The organism is Amphritea sp. (assembly GCF_048266285.1).
In the GTDB taxonomy this organism is placed as follows: domain Bacteria; phylum Pseudomonadota; class Gammaproteobacteria; order Pseudomonadales; family Balneatricaceae; genus Amphritea.
Map to the genome: position 1 here is coordinate 44693 of NZ_JBLWZV010000016.1, position 19810 is coordinate 64502.

Here is a 19810-nt window from a genome sequence, read left to right on the forward strand (position 1 = left end):
AATCACTCCACTAACGTATTTTCAGCGTTGCTAGTCCGATCAGTACCAGCACTACCGTAATAATCCAAAAACGCACAATAACCCGTGGTTCAGGCCAACCTTTTAATTCAAAATGGTGGTGCAGGGGTGCCATTCTAAAGATCCGCCGCCCCGTCAACTTGAACGATGCCACCTGCAAAATTACCGACACGGTTTCAATCACGAATACCCCGCCCATAATCAGCAACACCAATTCCTGGCGTACAACTACGGCAATAACACCCAACGCGGCACCTAGGGCCAACGCACCAACATCACCCATAAAGACCTGTGCCGGGTAGGTGTTAAACCACAAAAATCCGAGCCCTGCGCCAACAATCGAAGCACAGATAATCACCAATTCACCCGCACCCGCGATATAAGGAATATGCAGGTAGTTAGCAAAGTTAACGTTACCGCCCAAGTAAGCGAAAAAGCCCAATGCACCGGCAACCAAGACCGTCGGCAAAATAGCCAAACCATCTAAACCATCCGTCAGGTTGACCGCATTAGATGTGCCGACAATGACGAAATAAGTGAACACGATAAAGAACAGCCCCATCTCGATGGCAACGTCTTTAAAGATCGGAATAATCAACTGGGTTTCTGCCGGTGATTGCGCCGTCATATACAGCACAATAGCGGCCCCTAAGCCGCCCACCGATTGCCAAAAATATTTCCAACGGGCCGGTAATCCTCGGGTGCTCTTTTCGATCACCATGCGGTAATCATCCACCCAGCCAACCGCGCCAAAGATAAAGGTTACCCCTAGCACAATCCAGGTATAACGGTTACTCAGATCAGACCAAAGCAGGCTGCTGATCATAATGGCCAGAATAATTAGTGCGCCACCCATGGTAGGCGTACCAGCTTTACTAAAGTGGGACTCCGGTCCATCACTGCGAACCGTTTGGCCGATCTGTTTACTTTTCAGTTTACGAATCAACGCAGGTCCAAGCATCAATGAGATCGCCAGTGCGGTCAGCACGCCGAGAATACTGCGCAGCGTTAGATAACTGAACACGGCGAAAAAACTGTTATATTCAGCTAGCCAGTTGGCCAGTAGTAATAACATCAGTGACTACCTCCATCGGTAGAGCCATCATTGGTCAGGCCCATTACAATTTGATCCATTCCCGCACTGCGAGACCCTTTTACCAACAGAACACGCTGACTCGTCGGCAGCTGCTGCAGATAACGCAACAGCGCCTTTTTATCTGTAAAATGCTGGGCGTTTTGACCACCGGCGGCGATAAAGCCATCATGGGCTGCACGACTCAACACACCACAACTAAGCAAGCTATCGATATGTTTAGCGGCGGCATACTGCCCCACATCCTGATGCTGTTGCAGTTCATCAGCACCTAATTCACCCATATCACCCAGTACCAATACCTGTTCACCCTCAAGCTCTGCGAGGGTATCCAACGCGGCTTTCACCGCATCCGGATTGGCGTTATAGCTGTCATCGATAAGCAGTGTGGCGTCATCTAAGCGAATAGGTCGCATCCGCCCGGCAACCCCTTGGCACTGACTTAAACCTTTGGCTGCCACTTTAGGCTCACAGCCATCGGCTATCACCGCCGCCGCTGCGGCTAAGGCATTAGCAATATTATGACGTCCCATCAACGCTAGGCTGACCGAATACTGACTACCTTGATAGTTCAGACTAAACCCATAACAACCGCTGTCCTGTAAGCGGATATCCGACGCAAACACCGTTGCTTCAGGATTTGCCAGTGAAAAGGTCAATAGCGGTTGTTGCGCTAACATGCCCAACCAAACACTGGCATGCGGATCATCCAAATTTACAATGGCGGTGCCGTTCTCCGACAGACCTTCAAATATTTCCGCCTTGGCTAGCACTACACCTCGAAGCGAGCCGAAGCCCTCGAGATGTGCGCCATAGGCATTATTCAATATTGCTACATCCGGCTTTGTCAGTTGGGTGCTATAGGCGATCTCGTGAGCGCCACTGGCGCCCATTTCGATAACCGCATAACGATCACCCGCTGACAACCGCAGTAAAGTCAAAGGCACGCCAATATCGTTATTCAAGTTGCCCTGAGTGGCCAACGTTTGACCTCGTAACCGGTTTATTGATGCCAACATCTCTTTAACGGTGGTTTTGCCACTACTTCCGGTCACCGCAAACATGGAGCCACTAAAGCGGGCACGATTAAAGGCCGCGATATTACCCAGCGCCATCCGCGTATTACTAACCACCAGCTGCGGCACATCAATCTCGACTTGCCGCTCGACAACAACCGCTATCGCGCCATCAGCAACCGCTTGGGCGACAAACTCATGGGCATCGAAATGCTCGCCCCGCAACGCGATAAACAGATCACCGGCCTGTATATTGCGGGTATCGGTGCTGACACCCTGCACTTCGCAACTCGCGCCAATCAGCCGGGCAGACAACGGCCCGGCCAGCTCACTCAGATTAAAAGGGCCGTTCATTGCTGCCCCTCCAGGCGCTGTTGACGCACAACATCTAGGGCATGACGCGCCACGGCCAAATCATCAAATGGTCGTTTCACGCCCTGTATATCCTGATAAGTCTCATGACCTTTCCCAGCTATCAACAAAATATCCTTAGGTTTCAATGCCGCTACAGCGTATTCAATGGCACGTTGACGGTCCAGTTCACAGATAACCTGCGGCGCATCACTGAAGCCCGCCATCACCATTTCAATAATCTGTTGTGGATCTTCAGTGCGCGGGTTATCACTGGTCACGACAACGCGCTCGGCTAACTGCTCAGCGATTATCGCCATCGGCGCTCGCTTACCCATATCCCGATCACCGCCGCAGCCAAACACACACCAAAGTTCGCCTTCGCAGTGGCTTCGCAATGCTTGCAAGGCTTTTTCCAGCGCATCTGGCGTGTGGGCATAATCAACCACCACCAGCGGCGATTGCCTTGACACCAACTGCATTCGACCAGCAACAGGGCTCAATTGCCTCACCGCACTCTCAATCTGATCCAGTGGATAACCCATTTTTAGAGTTACTCCAATCGACAACAGTAGGTTGCTCAGATTAAACCGGCCGATAAGACCGGTATCCAACCTAAAGGTTCCCTGGGGTGTGCTAATCTGGGCGCGAATACCGGTCGCGGAAAGCGTTACCTCGGTCGCCCGTACGGCAACACCGTCTAATTCGCCAAAGCTCAGCCGCTCGTGACCATCTTTGCGGGCCAATAAATTAGCGCCAAATGGATCATCCCCATTGATCACCTGATGATCGATATCAAAATCAGTAAATAAACGCGCCTTCGCCGCACCATAGTTTTCCATATCACCGTGATAATCTAAGTGATCACGGGATAGGTTAGTAAATCCCGCCGCGTCAAAATGAACGCCGCTAACCCGCTGCTGATCTAACGCATGGCTGGACACTTCCATCACCACAGCCGTTGCACCCTGTTGACGAAAGTCCGCCAATAACTGATGCACACCGATAGCATCGGGGGTGGTATGGGTCGCGTCATTTAACTGACCCAACAGCCCATTCCCCACCGTGCCAATCAGACCACAGGTCTCACCACAGAAACTCAGTAACTGGGCAATATAATGGGCGCAAGAGGTTTTACCGTTAGTCCCGGTTACCCCGATAACCCGCATGTGAAGTGAAGGCTCACCATAGAAACGCGAGGCGACCTCGCCAATCGTGGCAGCAACATCTGCCACACCGATCAGCGGGATCGACACATTAATAGGGTCCGCTGCAGCCAGTTCTGCGTCATCAACGATCGCAGCGACTGCCCCTTCTGCTGCAGCGGAGCAAACAAAATCAATACCTTTATGGTTAACACCATCACGGGCGAAAAATAGATCACCCGATTTTACTTGTCGGCTGTCCTGACAAATCCCACTCACCGCCAACGGTGCCAGCACTGTACCGGCCAGTTGCGGTAGTAAGTCAGCCAAGGCGTAACAAGCCGAGGGGGTCTGAACGCCACTCATTTCATCACCACATGGGATGATGCAGGCTGCCAATTATCCGGCGCCACATTCAGCATTCTTAACGCACCACCCACTACCCGGGAAAATAACGGTGCCGCCACTTCGCCACCGTAATACTCTTGCCCCTTAGGGTTATCCACCATAACTACAGCAACGATCTCCGGATTATCCACCGGGGCAACACCGGCAAAGATGGACATATACTGATCATCGGCATAACCGTTCACACCCACCTTATGCACGGTGCCGGTCTTACCAGCCACCCGATACCCCTCAATGGCAGCACGACGTCCGGTACCACCACTCTGAGTAACGGTCTCCATCATGCGTAACACCGCATTAGCAACTTTTTCCGGCATTACCCGAGTACCTGACTCAGGCCGATCAAGCTTCAGCAGTGACACAGGCCGCACTAAACCGCCCGTCGCAAATGGCAGATAAGAGTGCGCCAACTGCAACGGCGTAACAGACAGACCATAGCCGTAGGACATAGTCGCCCGTTCTACCAAACGTTTTTCCGCTAAATAAGGCAAAACACCAGCCTGCTCACCCGGAAAACCGGTACCCGGCACCTGTCCTAGGCCGACGTTATGAAATACATTTCGTACCGCATCGCCATGCATACTGAGCGCTAGCTTAGTCGCACCGACGTTACTGGATTTAGTAATAATTCGCCCCAGCGTCAGCTTGCCATAGTTACGATGATCTCGAATCGTCTTGCTCTTCACCCGGATATAACCCGGCGAAGTATCGATCACGCTATCCAAGGTATACTTGCCGCTCATCAATGCCGCAGCGACCGTCAATGGTTTCATGGTCGACCCCGGCTCAAAGGTATCCGTTACCGCTCGATTACGTAGCGATTCCATGCCCTTGCCAAGGTTACTCCGGTCATTCGGGTTATATGATGGCTGATTCACCATCGCTAAGACCTCTCCGGTATGTACGTCTAACACCACCATTGCGGCAGAATCCGCTTTATGGGCCTGCACCGCCGCTTTCAATTCTCGATAGGCTAAATACTGCAACCGCAGATCGATACTCAGCTGCAGGTCTTTGCCCTGCACCATCGGTTCAAGCTCCCGAATATGCTTAACCGTGCGGCCCAACAGATCCCGCATCACCAGTTTCTTTCCGGGTATGCCCTGCAACCAATCTTCAAATGCCAGCTCAATACCTTCCTGTCCCACACCATCCAGACCGGTAAAGCCCACTAAGTGCGTCGCAACCTCGGCAGCGGGATAGAAACGCTTATACTCACGGTCCACATAAACACCGGGGATATGGAGATCTTCAACTTGTTCCGCCTGCGCAGGCGTCATCTGCCGTTTCAGATAGATAAACTGCTTATCACGAAACCGAGCAACTCGCTTTAGCAGGGCATTTTTATCGGTTTCAATCAGAGTCGCTAGCTTAGTAATAGAGCCATTTTGCAGATCAAACTCTTTCGGATTCATCCATACGGTTGAAACCGGTGCGCTAACCGATAAAGGCAGTCCATTACGATCACTGATCATGCCCCGGTGCGCCGGAATAATAGCCGTACGCAACACCCGAGCATCCCCCTGACGCTTCAGAAACGCTTGTTCCTGAACATTCAACGAGAGCATTTTGCCTGCCACACCGGTAGCGATCAGGCACAGCAAAAAAAACACCAGCCATAAGCGCCAGCCTCTTGCTGCACGAGCTTGAAAACCTTGCTCATCGCTCATCTCTGATCACCTCAACCTGCTCAGGAATTCGCATTCCTAGGCGTTTAATTGCCACTGATTCAACCCGGTTATTCGCCGCCAACGTGCCCTGCTCAAGCAATAGCTGGCCCCATTCAACCTGCAACTCATCCCACTGCTGAACTAATTCCTGCTGCTGATTAAACAGCACCCGATACTGATGCGCCGACCAGATCACCAGTAACGCAGACACCACCAGCAGGGACACCAGACAAAACAACAACACCCCAGACTTAATTAGCTCGACAGGCTCAATTATCCCATCGATGCGTGGCTCTTCTTTCGCCTTCAACCACGGCGGTAACGGCACACTCAGTTTCATCGTACTTTTTTAGCGACCCGCATCACGGCACTGCGTGAGCGTGGATTACCGGATACTTCATCCTGCCCCGCTTTCCTCGCTTTACCCACCGCTTTTAGACGGATATTCAACATGTCATCGGTGACCGGAATACCCGGTGGCAGATGTTCATCGCCTTTGACATATTTGCGAATAAAGCGCTTAACAATACGGTCTTCCAGAGAATGAAAACTGATAACCACCAGATTACCACCGGGCTTAAGCATCTCTAACGCCTGATCGAGACAATCTTCTAAATCTTCTAGCTCTCGGTTAATAAAGATACGGATACCTTGAAAAGCACGAGTGGCCGGATTTTTACCTTTTTCCCAAGCAGGGTTAGCTTCAGTAATAATTTTTGCCAAACGTCCGGTGGTGACAATAGGGTCAAGGGCTCGCTCGTTGATAATCGCACGCGCCATTCGCCGCGAATGACGCTCTTCACCATAGGTATAGAGCACATCAGCAATCTCTTTTTCACCCGCCCGGGCCAACCACTCAGCAGCACTTTCACCGACATCCGGATTCATCCGCATATCCAGCGGCCCATCGGACATAAAACTAAAACCACGAGTAGGGTCATCCAACTGCGGCGATGAAACCCCTAGATCTAACAACACACCATCAACCTGTCCTGCCAGCTCCCGCTGACGGACAAACTCTTCTAACTGCGCGAATGAGCCTCGCTCAATGCTAAAACGAGGTTCATCACCAAATCGCTCTGCCGCACAGGCAATCGCCTCGGGATCTTTATCGATACCCATCAGGTGACCATGTTCAGACAACCGACTTAATACCAACGCAGAATGACCGCCGCGGCCAAAGGTACCATCGATATAAAACCCATCCGGATCTTCGACCAGGGTATCCACAGCCTCATTCAGCAACACTGTGATATGTTTAAACTCTGCACTCATGTGCTAACCCCTGTCGGTTTAAAGTGATAAATTCTGTAACTCATCCGGTAGCTCTGCACCACCATCCGCTTCTGCCAAATACTCATCGCGAGTCGCCATCCAGCGCTCTTCGCTCCAAATTTCAAACTTGCCACCCTGACCTAGCAAAACAATTTTCTTATTTAAGCCGGCATATTCACGTAACGGAGCCGGTAACAACAAACGTCCATTGCCATCCATATCGATATCGGTAGCATGGCCGATCAACAACCGCTGAATACGCCGCGCGGCTGGATTAAAACTGGGTAATGCTTCAATCTTCGCCTGAATCTCTTCCCATTCAGCCAGGGGGTATAACAATAGGCAGCGTTCTTCCGTATCAATCGTCGCCACTAGTTGCCCACCGCAATGCTCCGTGAGCGTGTCACGGTAGCGTGCCGGTATGGCCATACGGCCCTTGGCATCCAGATTGATTGGATTGACCCCACGAAAAAACAAAAAACTCTCCTAAAAAAACAAAATAACCCACATTTACCCACATTTTCCCACTAGTGCACACTATAGGAATTAAGCCCTCTATTTGCAAGAAAGAAAGCGTGTGGCATAAGGTAAGAAACAGACGGACTATGAACTCGGCGAATACAATTCATCGCCCAGCGATACCCATGAGATAAAAACAGCCAAGAAAACAGCGAGTTGAAAAAAGTAAGTAGTTACTACGCCCGAGCTGCCTGTATTTCAGATGAAAATAAAGCAGGAACAAATCAGAGTCATTCAAGCCAACCCGATTCAGCCGAATAGCGACACAATACCGAGCACAAAAAAGAAAAGTAGCGACACCCACTCAACGAGTCAAAACCAGCGACCACCAAGAGCGCCGAAAGCACTGAGACAAATATCTAAGAAGGACTTGATCCCGGGCAATAATATGCCTGCCAACTAAAACTCAGCCCCAGTTTAATTAAAATGACTCAATAAAAAGTGTCGGCTTCATCAACAAGCCCTAGATGGTGACGGGGAGTTGTCGTGGGCATCAAAGTTTAGCCATAAAGAAGAAAAACAGAGTTCACCAATAAGCCCTAGATTTTGGTAAGGAGCTGTCGTGGACATCAAGATCATAAAGAAGAAAGTGTAGAGTTCGCCGATAAGCCCTAGGTTTTTACCGAGAGCTGTCGTGGACATCAAGATCATAAAGAAGAAAGTGTAGAGTTCGCCGATAAGCCCTAGGTTTTTACCGAGAGCTGTCGTGGACATCCAGCACCTAGATGCAAAAAAGGAAAATGAAATGTAGAGGTGTAGAGTTCGCCGATAAGCCGGGTTTTGTCGTGGACAATCATTCATCTAGGGCCTGCGTCGCCACAGGCCTCAAGCGACCTACCCGAATCCAGCATGGGCCATGCCTCATGGATTCCTATTTGGTCTTGCTCCAGGTGGGGTTTACCTTGCCGTGACGTGTTACCACGCACGCGGTGCGCTCTTACCGCACCCTTTCACCCTTACCGGCTTCCTGTAAACAGGAAACGTAGGCGGTTTACTCTCTGCTGCACTTGCCGTAGGCTTGCGCCTCCCAGGCATTACCTGGCACCCTGCCCGATGGAGCCCGGACTTTCCTCCCCTCCCTTACGGAAGCAGCGATTGTCTGGCGAACTCTACGGCGCAAAGGATACCAGCAAGCACACCATAAGCAAGCACAACAGTCGTTAGCGCAGCGAATTATTTACGCTCAAGCGCCGCTTGATACATTACCTTCTTTTTAATCCCGGTAATTTTCGCCGCGAGCGCCGAAGCCTGCTTCACCGACAACTCTTCAAGCAGAATATCCAGCACTTCACTGCTGCGAGGGTCCAGCAGAGTTTCATCCTGCTTCGGAGCCCCTTCGACCATCAACACAAATTCACCTTTACGCTGATTAGGGTCTGCCTCGACCTGAGCCAACACCTCTTCAGCGGTGTCGTTAAGAAAAGTCTCAAAGGTTTTCGTTAACTCTCGGGCAAGAGCAATATTTCGCTCCGCCCCGAAAGCCGCAACAATATCCTTTAAACTATCGATAATTCGATGAGGGGACTCATAAAACATTAAGGTCCGAGTTTCCGCCGCCAGCGCGGTATAAAAATTAAGCCGCTGCTGAGACTTTGCTGGAGGAAAGCCCTCAAAAGCAAAACGATCGGAAGGCACACCGGCGGCACACAGAGCCGCCACTAACGCACAGCACCCCGGCAACGGCGTCACTTTAAAACCCGCCGTACGCACTTCACGCACCAAAACAAAGCCGGGATCAGAGATCAACGGCGTGCCAGCATCAGAAATCAGCGCAATATCTTCGCCTCTCTGCAACTTTTCGATAATTTTTTGCTGCTGCTGGCGTTCATTATGGTCATGAACTGCTATCATCGGCGTTTTGATATTAAAATGTGACAGCAAACGTCCACTATGGCGGGTATCTTCAGCCGCAATTAATGCAACCGACTCCAATATACGGAGCGCGCGCGGCGTCATATCTTCCAAGTTGCCAATTGGCGTTGCAACAACATACAAAACTGCTTCGGACATCAGTATTCGAGCCATTTATAATTCAGGATGTGAAAGTATATGACGTTTCCAAGCCGTCTGTCTCTGGTCCTAACCGCCAGCGTAGCACTTTTTCTTACCGGCTGCGGTTCCCAACAGGGAAATATGACCCCAGCCTCCACTGACCCGATGCAGCAGGTCGCCGAACTTATCCAACTGGCGGAGGTGGCTGCGCCGGTTAAAAGTGCACAACTCAAAGCCAAAGCGGCCCGCATCCTGATTGCGCAAAATAGACAAGACGAGGCATCACAATTGCTCGACGAAGTCGATATGCAGCGCCTGACACCCGCCCTGCAATTTGAGATCTCTGAGTTAAGAGCCAGAACCGCACTGCAACAACAGGACGGACAACGAGCGCTTCGCTATTTACAGCAACTGCCAGCGGGAACGACCCAAAACTTACCCACAGAGCAACAATACCTAATAGGTGAGATGCAGGCTGACGCCTATCGCTATCAGGAAAATTCATTCAACGAACTGCAACAACTCATTCAACTAAGCAGCTACAGTCCCGCTGATAAAGCCAGAACGCTCCATAATCGCATCTGGAACTTACTAACACAGATGCCGATCGATCAACTAAAACAGCTGAGCCAACAAGCGGACAACAACTATTATCAACAGGGCTGGTATGAACTCGCGCTTAGCGCAGGCAACGCCTTAGACCTAAACCAACAAGACAAACAACTGCAGCAATGGAATGTCCTCTGGCAATCTCACCCAGCCCAGCAAATCCCCCCCGACGCACTCCAAGCCGTCAGCAACGCAGAGACGTTAAGCGCCGAACACATCGCCCTTTTCTTACCAATGAGCGGCAATCTACAAAAACCCGCTGAAGCTATCATTACCGGCTTTATGACAGCCCACTACAATGCCGTACAAGCGGGTAAAACAACCGCCAGAGTCACCATGCTCGACTCGACTAAAATTAATACACCCGAGCAACTGTACCAGCTTGCCACAGAGCGCAATATCGACTTAATTGTCGGCCCGCTACAAAAAGAGATGGTCGAAAAGCTGATCAATTACGGACCGGCCCCAATTCCAACACTAACACTCAATACTGTGCCCGGCTTACAACAAAGCAATATTTACCAGTTCGGCCTAGCCATCGAAGATGAAGCCTCTCAAGCAGCAGAGCGGGTGTGGCAGGACCAAAAACGCCAAGTGTTGATTTATACTGCCAATACAGACTGGGGAGAACGCGCCGCCAATGCCTTTAGCCGTCGCTTCAACGAACTCGGCGGCACCATCCTCGACAGTCGCCGTTACAATGACAATATCAGCTATTCAGAACAGATCGCCGAGTTATTAGGCACCGATCAGAGTGGAATACGCAAATCTCAACTCACTCGAGTCATCGGCCAACGGCCTGAATTTGAAAATCGCCGCCGCCAAGATGTCGACGCGATATTCCTCGCCGCGCTGCCGCAAAGTGCACGCCAGATCAAACCCACGCTAGCGTTCCATTACGCCGGCAATATCCCCGTCTATGCGACCTCACTGATCTATACGGGCACGGAATCAGCCATTGAAGACCAGGACCTTAACGGCATTAACTTCGTTACCACTCCTTGGGTCAGCAGCCCCCCCTCGGCAACGCACCTACAGCTAGCACAACTGCGCGATGATACCGAAAGCCGTTTTGGACGCCTGTATGCATTAGGTATTGATGCTTTCACTCTGTTTCCTTATCTAGCCCAACTATCAGCGTCGAGCTCTGCTAAGATAGAGGGCGAAACCGGCTCTCTTTCTATCACTGAGAATAACCAGATTATGCGTACCCTTAACTGGACCACATTTACACAAGGCATAGCCCAGCCCTTAGAGTGATGAGATATCCATGGACAGACAACAGATCGGCAAGGATGCCGAGCAACGCGCACTGAGCTACCTCAAGCAGCAAGGCCTTAAATTGGTCGAACAAAATTTTCACTGCCGCTTTGGTGAAATCGATCTGATCATGCGCGATCAAGATCAATTGGTGTTTGTTGAAGTACGCAGTAGACGTTATCGACAATGGGGCGGAGCCGGTTTATCGGTCGATTTTCGCAAACAGAAGAAATTAATAAAAACAGCGAGTTACTTCCTCAGCCAGCAGAAAAGCAGTAATCTGCCCATATGCCGGTTTGATGTTATCGCATTCGAGGCCAATCAGGATCACGGGAGTGGAGATTCCCGCCCCGTATGGTATAAAGACGCCTTCAGACCTGAAGCCACTTTCTGACAGGAGCACCGATGGTACTTCAAGACCGAGTCATTAACCTATTCCATAACAGCATGGACGTTAATGCCCAAACCATCGAAGAATACACCCCGATGATTTCCCATGCTGGCGAGCTTTTGCTCGGCTGCCTGATATCCGAAAACAAGATTCTGTGTTGCGGAAACGGCGGAAGTGCGGCCTTATCGCAGCATTTCACAAGCTTGCTGATGAATCAGTTTCGCCATGAACGCCCCGGCCTTCCGGCAATATCTCTCAGCGCAGAAGGTTCTGCACTCACCGGCATCGCCCAAGATGGCCAGTTCAATGATATCTTTTCAAAACAGATCCGCGCTCTCGGCCAACCCGGCGATCTACTGCTACTTCTCTCTAGTGATGGCCGTGCGGCTAACCTTGTGCAGGCGATTCAAGCAGCTCATGATCGAGATATGCTAGTCATCGCCCTGACTGGGGGAACTAATAACAATATTCACTCTCTATTACTGCCGGACGAGGTTGAGTTTTGCATTCCGGCAGACGACCCCGCACTTATTTTTGGGGCACAAACGCTGATTCTGCACGCCTTGTGCGATCTAATTGACTTTCAACTTTTTGGCGGAGAATAAAAAATGAAACGGATAGCGATCCTAATGCTCGCAGGCATTCTAACCAGCGGCTGCTCAACCGTTGTTAGCAGTTTAAAAGAAGAGCCTATCAAGGAAGACCCTACGGGTAGAACCACCGGCAGCTTCGTTGACGACGAGCTCATTGAGATCAAATCCAACGTCAATATCAGTAAAGGCTCAGTTGAGCTGAGCAGCAGCCATGTGAACATCACCAGCTTTAATGGCATCGTGCTGATCACCGGACAGGTAGCAACCGAAGAAAGCCGACTCGAAGCGGAACAGATTGTTAGCCAAGTGCGCAAGATTCGCCGTATTCACAACGAACTGACTATCACCAGCCCAACATCCACCCTGACCCGCGCCAGCGATACTTGGATCACTGCCAAAATCAAAGCCAATATGATTGGTGATAAAGATGTCGATGCTAGCCAAATCAAGGTGGTCACGGAAAACGGCGTGGTTTATTTAATGGGCTTAGTCACCCGTGCACAAGCGGACAAAGCGATTCAAGTGGTAAAAAGCGTCAACGGTATCCAAAAAATCGTTAAGATCTTTGAATATATCGATTAATACTGACTTTATAAACAGCCCTCTCCTCGCCGCCAGAGGTAGCTCCTACCTTAGAACACTCCTGTAGGAGCCGCCTCCGGCGGCGATAAGCCATGGTTCGGATTGAAATTCATCGCCCCGAGACGGGGCTCCCACAGGAGTTGGTGCATTATCCTCATGTAGGAGCCCCTTCCAGGGGCGATGCAATAAACCCTTAGCGCTACTTCACTACCTTTAATGAAGGTCGACTCTTGGCTTTAGGCTCGGGTGCTTTTGGCGGTGTCGGATCGTTCTCAGGCTCATCGGCATAAAGCGCCTCGACACCCGGCTCCGCGCCGAAACCCATGCCTTGACCGTTCTCACGGGCATAGATCGCCATGACGGCAACGATCGGCACAAACACATTCATGGGCACGCCACCAAAGCGCGCATTAAAACTCACAGCATCGTTCTCAACCGTCAAACTCTGCACCGCAGAAGGCGCAATATTCAAGACAATCTGACCATCACTGATAAACTGCTGCGGCACCATTACACCTTGAATTTCGGCATCAATAACTAGGTGCGGCGTCCAACCACTGTCAAGAATCCACTCATTCAGCGCACGGATAAGATATCCACGACTCGATTGCATTACATACTCCAAAAAAAAGGATGAGTAAAAACCCATCCTTTTTAGTTATTTATAGCGACGAAATATCAGTCACGCATTTCGCGTTCTTCTTCAGACAAGCTGATTTGAAACGCTTCACGCTCAAACAGACGCTCCATATACTTAATAAGATCTTTGCACTGAGCTTCTGGCAATTCAACACCCAGAATCTCTAGACGCCATAGCAGCGGAGCGATACAGCAGTCTACCAAGGTAAACTCTTCACTCATGAAGAAATCTTTTTCACCAAAGATCGGTGAAACAGCCACCAGACTGTCACGTAACGCTTTACGCGCTTCGTCAGCATCATCCGCATCTTCAGCCGTTAAAATCACATCAGCCAAAGAGCACCAGTCACGCTGAATACGATACATATACAGACGGCTTTCAGCACGTGCAACAGGATAGACAGGTAGTAGCGGCGGATGAGGAAAACGCTCATCCAGATACTCCATCATCACATTTGGCTCATACAATACCAATTCCCGATCCAACAGAGTCGGTAAGCTATTGTATGGATTCAGTGACGCCAGATCCTCAGGCAAACTGTTTGGATCGCAATCGTTAATCTCAACTGCAACACCCTTTTCAGCCAGAACGATACGTACCCGATGGCTATAATGATCATTGCCATCGGAGTAAAAAGTCATAGAAGAACGCTTGGCCACTACACCCATTAAATCACCCCGTTTCACTTATTCCATAAAAAAAATATACGCGGACCAATAAAATTGGCCCACGTATCGGTATTCCTGACTCGCGGACGTTTAGTGAACGTCGCGCCAGTACTCTTTCTTCAGCGCGAACGCGAAGACGAATAAGATAGCCAGGAAGATCAGCACTTTATAACCAATCGATTCAGATTCAAGCTTAACAGGGTTACCCATATAAGACATGAAGTTCACGAGGTCATAAATAGTCTTATCAAACTCTTCAACTGAAAGCTCGCCTTTTTCAGCAATGCTCAGACAACCACCCATTTGCAGCCCAGTCAAAGGATCAATGGTTTTCTCATGATGAGCCATCTCTTCTTTGGTGCAATGGTTGACCTGCATCCCCTGCAAACCTTCTAGAACATTGGGCATACCAACATCCGGGAAGACCACGTTGTTAACACCCCAAGGCCGCGCAGGATCTTTGTAGAAGCTACGCAGGTAAGTGTAAACCCAATCTTCACCACGCAGACGTGTTTCCAACGTCAGATCAGGTGGAGGCGTACCAAACCAATCAGCCGCATCAGCCTGAGGCATAGCGATGGTCATCTGTTCACCGACCTTAGATTCACCAAAGATCAAGTGCTCTTGCACTAACTCATTAGGCATACCGAGATCGATAGCAGCACGCTCATAACGCTGAAAGTTAGCCGAATGACAACCCATGCAATAGTTCACAAAGGTCTTCATGCCACGTTGCAGTGACTCTTTATTGGTATGATCCGGCCCCATAGTATCCAAATGGACTCCGCCGGTACTCGCACTGGCGACGACAGGCACCAGCACCAACATAATTGCGATAAAAAACTTTTTCATTAGCCTGTCACCCTTTCCGGTACCGGTTTAGTGCTTTCCATTCTGGTGTAGAACGGCATCAGGAAGAAGTATGCAAAATACAGTGCAGTACAGATTTGTGCGACCACGGTACGCTCAGGAGAAGATGGAACAACCCCAAGATAACCCAGCACAACAAAGCTGATTGCAAAAATCACCAGCCATACTTTGCTCATCCAGCCTTTATAACGCATGGATTTAACCGGGCTGCGATCCAACCAAGGTAGAACAAACAGGATAGCAATCGCACCACCCATCACCACAACACCTGGGAACTGAGATGCCGCAATAGGCGGAATCGCACGCAACATAGCGTAGAACGGCGTGAAGTACCAAACCGGCGCGATGTGCGGCGGAGTCTTCAGCGGGTTAGCCGGTTCAAAGTTTGGCTGTTCAATAAAGTACCCACCCATCTCAGGGAAGAAGAAGATGATCAGGCAGAATACGAACAGGAAGACAACTACACCGACAATATCTTTCACAGTGTAATACGGGTGGAATGGGATACCATCGAGTGGGATACCGTTCTCATCCTTCTTCTCTTTAATCTCAATACCGTCTGGGTTGTTAGAGCCCACTTCATGCAGTGCAATGATGTGCATAACAACCAGACCCAATAGGACGATTGGCAGTGCAACTACGTGCAGCGAGAAGAAGCGGTTCAGCGTAATACCCGAAATCAGGTAGTCACCACGAATCCACTCAGCGAGGTCTGGACCAATAACCGGCACCGCAGAGAACAGCGATACAATTACTTGAGCACCCCAGTAAGACATCTGTCCCCATGGCAGCAAGTAACCCATAAAGGCTTCAGCCATCAGCGCCAGATAGATCGTCATACCGAAGATCCATACCAACTCACGAGGCTTACGGTAAGAACCGTACAGCAGACCACGGAACATATGCAGGTAAACCACAGCAAAGAATGCCGAAGCACCGGTAGAGTGCATGTAACGCAGCAACCAACCATAATCCACATCACGCATGATGTATTCAACAGAAGCGAATGCGCCTTCTGCTGTTGGGTTATAGCTCATGGTCAACCAGATACCGGTCAGCAGTTGGTTAACCAGAACTAACAGAGCGAGGGAACCAAAGAAATACCAAAAATTGAAGTTCTTTGGAGCATAGTATTTTGCTAAATGATCATCCCACATCGCCGTTAGCGGGAAACGATCATCGATCCAGCCAATGATGCCTGGATTTCCTTTATTACGTGCGCCAGCCATTATGCAGTCTCCTGATCCACACCGATGATGATCACATTTTCGCTCTCATAATAATGAGGCGGAATCACCAGGTTAGTAGGTGCCGGAACACCTTTCAATACACGACCAGACAGGTCAAAACGAGAGCCATGACATGGGCAGTAGAAACCACCGACCCAATCAGCACCCAAATCTTCAGGTGCCAGTTCAGGACGGTATGTCGGTGAACAGCCCAAATGGGTACAAATACCAACCATCACTGCAATATCTTCACGAATTGCACGGGCTGGTGTGCCTGGTACATAGGATGGCTGATGTGGAACTGTCGATTCAGGATCCGCTAAACGGTCAGAAATCTTTGCTAGATTAGCCAAAGCTTCCGGTCCACGACGCACAATCCATACAGGCTTGCCGCGCCACTTCACGATCATCTGCTGACCGATTTCCAGCTTGCTGACATCAGCTTTAACCGGAGCGCCAGCTGTTTTAGCTTTTGCACTCGGATTCCATGAAGCCACGAACGGAACAGCAGCTCCTACGGCACCCACTGCCCCAACAGCAGAGGTGGCACCGATCAGGAGACGTCGCCGCCCCTTATTCACGCCGTCATTACTCATTAAGATTATCTCCCCTCACTCAACCTATAACCCCACACTATTGCAGCGCAGCAATTATTGGGTTGCTCAGTAATGAATACCGAATTAACGGATTTTTAAAATGGCACAAATAGTAATGAAATTCCCTGCTTCTTACAAGGCTAATTAGGGGCAAAACCGCCTTTTTACGCCTATAGTCGACCGAGTCTTGACCTCATACCAAAGCGCCATCCATAAAACAAAAAAACGCCCGAACCATTGCTGGCACGGGCGCTTTTTGTACGATACAAAAACTGTATCGGCGCGAATTAACGCTTGGAGAACTGTGGTTTCTTACGTGCTTTACGTAGACCCACTTTCTTACGCTCAACTTCACGTGCATCACGGGTTACAAAACCAGCAGCACGTAGTTCAGGACGCAGTGTCTCATCATATTCCATCAGCGCACGTGTGATACCGTGACGGATCGCACCAGCCTGACCGAAACCACCACCGCCTTTAACGGTAATGTAAACATCAAATTTTTCAGTGTTACCAGTCAGATCTAAAGGCTGACGAACGATCATGCGAGCAGTTTCGCGACCGAAGTAAACATCAAGTTCACGCTGGTTAACAGTGATTTTACCTGTACCTGGACGCAAGAATACGCGTGCAGTAGAGGATTTACGACGGCCTGTGCCGTAATACTGAGTTGTAGACATATTGACCTGCCCCTTAGACGTTCAGTTCTTGTGGCTGTTGAGCCGCATGCGGATGTTCTGCACCAGCGTACACTTTCATTTTAGTGTACATAGCGCGACCCAAGGGACCTTTAGGCAACATGCCTTTAACGGCCAATTCGATGGTGCGTGTTGGATGAGTTTCAACCATCTTCTCGAAAGAAGTTTCACGCAGACCACCTGGGTAACCAGTATGGCGATAGTACATTTTGTCCTTACGCTTGTTACCAGTTACGTTAACTTTCTCAGCGTTAACAACGATGATGTAATCACCAGTATCAACATGAGGAGTGAATTCTGCTTTATGCTTGCCGCGTAGGCGACGTGCAATCTCGGTAGCCAGACGACCCAGAGTTTTACCCTCAGCGTCTACAACATACCAATCGCGTTTTACCTCTGCAGGCTTAGCGCTAAATGTAGTCATGATAATTTACCTATACATCAGTCTGAACTAGGCCAATCTACTGATTAGCAAGGTTCGACGACCTTATAATTATTGGTTGTAAACCGCAGTCTACAACGTCAAAATTCCCCGGACCAATCCGAAGGAGCGCGGATTATACTGCAACCGCACAAATATGCCAATAAATATTTCGCGATTCAAATTCATACCGCTCTGTCGCTCGAAATCGCTTTCACATTGCTCTTTCTGCTCAAGCGGCTAGCGACAAAGCGCTTAACTTAAATGCTTGTCATTGAATCAATTAAGCAGGGTTCTTCGAGCCAGCAGCAAATCATGCTCACTGTGACTCTTGAGTAACCGCTGTTATCAAGCCCGGTGCTCACGCGCTAAATATTCCTGTGACTGCATTTCAAGTAAACGGCTCTGAGTTCGTTGTATCTCAAACTCCAAACGCCCTTCGCTGTAGATCTCGTGGATGGACTTTTCAGCGGTAAGAATTAATTTCACGCCACAATCATAAAACTCATCAACAAGGTTAACAAAGCGGCGCGCAGCATCATCGTTGTTACGCCCAAGCTGCGGTACATTGCTAATCAACACAGCATGGAAAACCTTACTCAACTCGATGTAATCATTCTGACTACGCGGCCCTTCACACAGCTCAGAAAACTCAAACCAAGCAACATCCTCGCAACAACGGCGGGCTTGAATACTCCGACCATTAACTTCTAACGCGCAGCTTTCAGCCACATCATTAAGATCAGGCACAAGGCTTTCAAAGCTCTTATTCAGAGATGCATCGGCAGCAGCATCCAACGGATAATGATACAGCTCAGCTTGCTCAAGGGTACGCAAGCGGTAATCGACACCACTATCGACATTGACAACATCGGTAAACTTATTCAACAGATCGATCGCCGGTAAAAACCGCGCACGCTGCAAACCATTTTCATATAGCCCATCAGGCACAATGTTAGAGGTAGCCACCAGCGATACACCGTTTTTAAATAGCTCTTGCAACAAACCACCGAGAATCATGGCATCGGTAATATCAGTAACAAAAAACTCATCGAAACAGATAATCTGAAATTCGCTGGCATATTTCTTACCAATTTCAACCAACGGATTGGGTGTGCCATCTAACAGTCTCAGTTCTTGGTGAACCCGCTGCATAAAACGGTGAAAGTGGGTACGCTCTTTATTCTCGAATGGCAGACTGTCATAGAAGGTATCCATGAGGTAAGTCTTACCCCGACCGACACCACCCCAGAAGTACAAGCCCTGAACCGGCTCAACTGTTTTCTTCTTCAGTTTGCCTGATAAGCGCCCCATCAATCCGGTAGGCTTAGGCTTATGCTGCTGTTTGGCCACTAGGTCATCATACAAACGCTGTAGATGCTTAACCGCTTCTTCCTGGGCCGAATCATAGGAGAAGTCGTCCCGTTCAAGGTCTTTTTTATAACGAGCAATTGGAGTCATGCGAGAAACCGTACCATTCAAACTAATGTCAGATGTTCAGAAAAGGATCTAAAAGAAGGTTGGGCACTTTACTCTCCAGCACCCTGTTTTGCAACGCAACAAAGAGAGAAGTCGAGCTCAGCCATTGAGCGAACTCATCGCAGCCGGAGGCAGCTCCTACAGCAAAAGCAACAAACCTCACCCTGTGGGAGCCCCTTCTAGGGGCGATAAATTTCGATACAACATCATCGCCGCCAGAGGCAGCTCCTACAGCAAAAACAACAAACTTCACCCTGCGGGACCCCTTCTAGGGGGATAAATTTCGA

The 19810-nt window shown here is 49.7% G+C and carries 22 protein-coding genes and 1 other RNA gene; 4 read left to right on the forward strand and 19 right to left on the reverse strand.

Annotated features, from left to right (window positions below):
* Nucleotides 1–10: 10 nt before the first annotated feature.
* The 10 genes from mraY to rsmI form a co-directional block, all read right to left on the reverse strand.
* Entirely contained in the window at nucleotides 11–1093 is a 1083-nt protein-coding gene (gene mraY / locus ACN0T0_RS15260; protein ID WP_417227557.1) for a phospho-N-acetylmuramoyl-pentapeptide-transferase, read from the reverse strand.
* Nucleotides 1093–2481 (reverse strand): UDP-N-acetylmuramoyl-tripeptide--D-alanyl-D-alanine ligase, encoded by a 1389-nt coding sequence (locus ACN0T0_RS15265; protein ID WP_417227559.1) that lies wholly within the window; start codon nucleotides 2479–2481, stop codon nucleotides 1093–1095. Before ACN0T0_RS15265 ends, mraY begins: the two co-directional genes overlap by 1 nt.
* Nucleotides 2478–3989 (reverse strand): UDP-N-acetylmuramoyl-L-alanyl-D-glutamate--2,6-diaminopimelate ligase, encoded by a 1512-nt coding sequence (locus ACN0T0_RS15270; RefSeq protein ID WP_417227561.1) that lies wholly within the window; start codon nucleotides 3987–3989, stop codon nucleotides 2478–2480. Before ACN0T0_RS15270 ends, ACN0T0_RS15265 begins: the two co-directional genes overlap by 4 nt.
* The gene (locus ACN0T0_RS15275; RefSeq protein ID WP_417227563.1) at nucleotides 3986–5701 is read right to left on the reverse strand and encodes a peptidoglycan D,D-transpeptidase FtsI family protein; all 1716 of its coding nucleotides are present in this window, start codon (nucleotides 5699–5701) and stop codon (nucleotides 3986–3988) included. Before ACN0T0_RS15275 ends, ACN0T0_RS15270 begins: the two co-directional genes overlap by 4 nt.
* Complete coding sequence (ftsL, locus tag ACN0T0_RS15280; RefSeq protein ID WP_417227565.1) at nucleotides 5691–6041, reverse strand: cell division protein FtsL; 351 nt, start codon at nucleotides 6039–6041, stop codon at nucleotides 5691–5693. Before ftsL ends, ACN0T0_RS15275 begins: the two co-directional genes overlap by 11 nt.
* Nucleotides 6038–6976, reverse strand: a complete 939-nt coding sequence (rsmH, locus tag ACN0T0_RS15285; RefSeq protein ID WP_417227567.1) for a 16S rRNA (cytosine(1402)-N(4))-methyltransferase RsmH — start codon at nucleotides 6974–6976, stop codon at nucleotides 6038–6040. Before rsmH ends, ftsL begins: the two co-directional genes overlap by 4 nt.
* An 18-nt stretch (nucleotides 6977–6994) precedes the next feature.
* Nucleotides 6995–7453 carry a division/cell wall cluster transcriptional repressor MraZ gene (gene mraZ, locus ACN0T0_RS15290; RefSeq protein ID WP_417227569.1) on the reverse strand — a complete coding sequence of 153 codons (459 nt, stop codon included), beginning with the start codon at nucleotides 7451–7453 and terminating at the stop codon, nucleotides 6995–6997.
* Nucleotides 7454–7948: 495 nt separating this feature from the next.
* The gene (locus tag ACN0T0_RS15295; protein WP_417227571.1) at nucleotides 7949–8209 is read right to left on the reverse strand and encodes a hypothetical protein; all 261 of its coding nucleotides are present in this window, start codon (nucleotides 8207–8209) and stop codon (nucleotides 7949–7951) included.
* A 39-nt stretch (nucleotides 8210–8248) separates the two neighbouring features.
* Nucleotides 8249–8606, reverse strand: an RNA gene (rnpB, locus tag ACN0T0_RS15300) — RNase P RNA component class A.
* 62 nt (nucleotides 8607–8668) lie between these two features.
* Entirely contained in the window at nucleotides 8669–9505 is an 837-nt protein-coding gene (rsmI, locus tag ACN0T0_RS15305) for a 16S rRNA (cytidine(1402)-2'-O)-methyltransferase (protein WP_417227573.1), read from the reverse strand.
* Nucleotides 9506–9544: 39 nt separating this feature from the next.
* On the opposite strand from rsmI, the gene ACN0T0_RS15310 reads away from it, so the two are divergent.
* From ACN0T0_RS15310 to ACN0T0_RS15325, 4 genes are read left to right on the forward strand one after another with little or no spacing between them, the layout of a single operon-like run.
* Nucleotides 9545–11356, forward strand: a complete 1812-nt coding sequence (locus ACN0T0_RS15310; RefSeq protein WP_417227575.1) for a penicillin-binding protein activator — start codon at nucleotides 9545–9547, stop codon at nucleotides 11354–11356.
* A gap of 10 nt (nucleotides 11357–11366) precedes the next feature.
* Nucleotides 11367–11750, forward strand: a complete 384-nt coding sequence (locus tag ACN0T0_RS15315; protein ID WP_417227577.1) for a YraN family protein — start codon at nucleotides 11367–11369, stop codon at nucleotides 11748–11750.
* Between the two features lie 11 nt (nucleotides 11751–11761).
* Nucleotides 11762–12352, forward strand: a complete 591-nt coding sequence (locus tag ACN0T0_RS15320) for an SIS domain-containing protein (RefSeq protein ID WP_417227579.1) — start codon at nucleotides 11762–11764, stop codon at nucleotides 12350–12352.
* Between the two features lie 3 nt (nucleotides 12353–12355).
* Nucleotides 12356–12922, forward strand: a complete 567-nt coding sequence (locus tag ACN0T0_RS15325; RefSeq protein ID WP_417227581.1) for a BON domain-containing protein — start codon at nucleotides 12356–12358, stop codon at nucleotides 12920–12922.
* Between the two features lie 199 nt (nucleotides 12923–13121).
* On the opposite strand, the gene ACN0T0_RS15330 is transcribed toward ACN0T0_RS15325, so the two are convergent.
* From ACN0T0_RS15330 to ACN0T0_RS15370, 9 genes are all read right to left on the reverse strand, one after another.
* Entirely contained in the window at nucleotides 13122–13535 is a 414-nt protein-coding gene (locus tag ACN0T0_RS15330; RefSeq protein WP_417227583.1) for a ClpXP protease specificity-enhancing factor, read from the reverse strand.
* Between the two features lie 65 nt (nucleotides 13536–13600).
* Complete coding sequence (gene sspA, locus ACN0T0_RS15335) at nucleotides 13601–14230, reverse strand: stringent starvation protein SspA (RefSeq protein ID WP_417227585.1); 630 nt, start codon at nucleotides 14228–14230, stop codon at nucleotides 13601–13603.
* Between the two features lie 90 nt (nucleotides 14231–14320).
* Entirely contained in the window at nucleotides 14321–15082 is a 762-nt protein-coding gene (locus ACN0T0_RS15340; protein ID WP_417227587.1) for a cytochrome c1, read from the reverse strand.
* On the reverse strand, nucleotides 15082–16329 hold the full coding sequence (locus ACN0T0_RS15345; RefSeq protein ID WP_417227589.1) for a cytochrome b: 1248 nt from the start codon (nucleotides 16327–16329) through the stop codon (nucleotides 15082–15084). Before ACN0T0_RS15345 ends, ACN0T0_RS15340 begins: the two co-directional genes overlap by 1 nt.
* Nucleotides 16329–16925, reverse strand: coding sequence for a ubiquinol-cytochrome c reductase iron-sulfur subunit (gene petA, locus ACN0T0_RS15350; RefSeq protein ID WP_417227591.1), 597 nt, complete (start codon nucleotides 16923–16925; stop codon nucleotides 16329–16331). The genes ACN0T0_RS15345 and petA overlap by 1 nt, the downstream gene beginning before the upstream one ends.
* 287 nt (nucleotides 16926–17212) lie before the next feature.
* Entirely contained in the window at nucleotides 17213–17605 is a 393-nt protein-coding gene (rpsI, locus tag ACN0T0_RS15355) for a 30S ribosomal protein S9 (protein WP_296062245.1), read from the reverse strand.
* A 13-nt stretch (nucleotides 17606–17618) separates the two neighbouring features.
* Nucleotides 17619–18047 (reverse strand): 50S ribosomal protein L13, encoded by a 429-nt coding sequence (rplM, locus tag ACN0T0_RS15360; RefSeq protein WP_126159155.1) that lies wholly within the window; start codon nucleotides 18045–18047, stop codon nucleotides 17619–17621.
* A gap of 345 nt (nucleotides 18048–18392) precedes the next feature.
* A complete protein-coding gene (zapE, locus tag ACN0T0_RS15365) occupies nucleotides 18393–19505 on the reverse strand; it encodes a cell division protein ZapE (protein ID WP_417227593.1) in 1113 nt (370 codons plus the stop codon).
* A gap of 28 nt (nucleotides 19506–19533) precedes the next feature.
* Nucleotides 19534–19776, reverse strand: a complete 243-nt coding sequence (locus ACN0T0_RS15370; RefSeq protein WP_417227595.1) for a hypothetical protein — start codon at nucleotides 19774–19776, stop codon at nucleotides 19534–19536.
* Nucleotides 19777–19810: the final 34 nt, after the last annotated feature.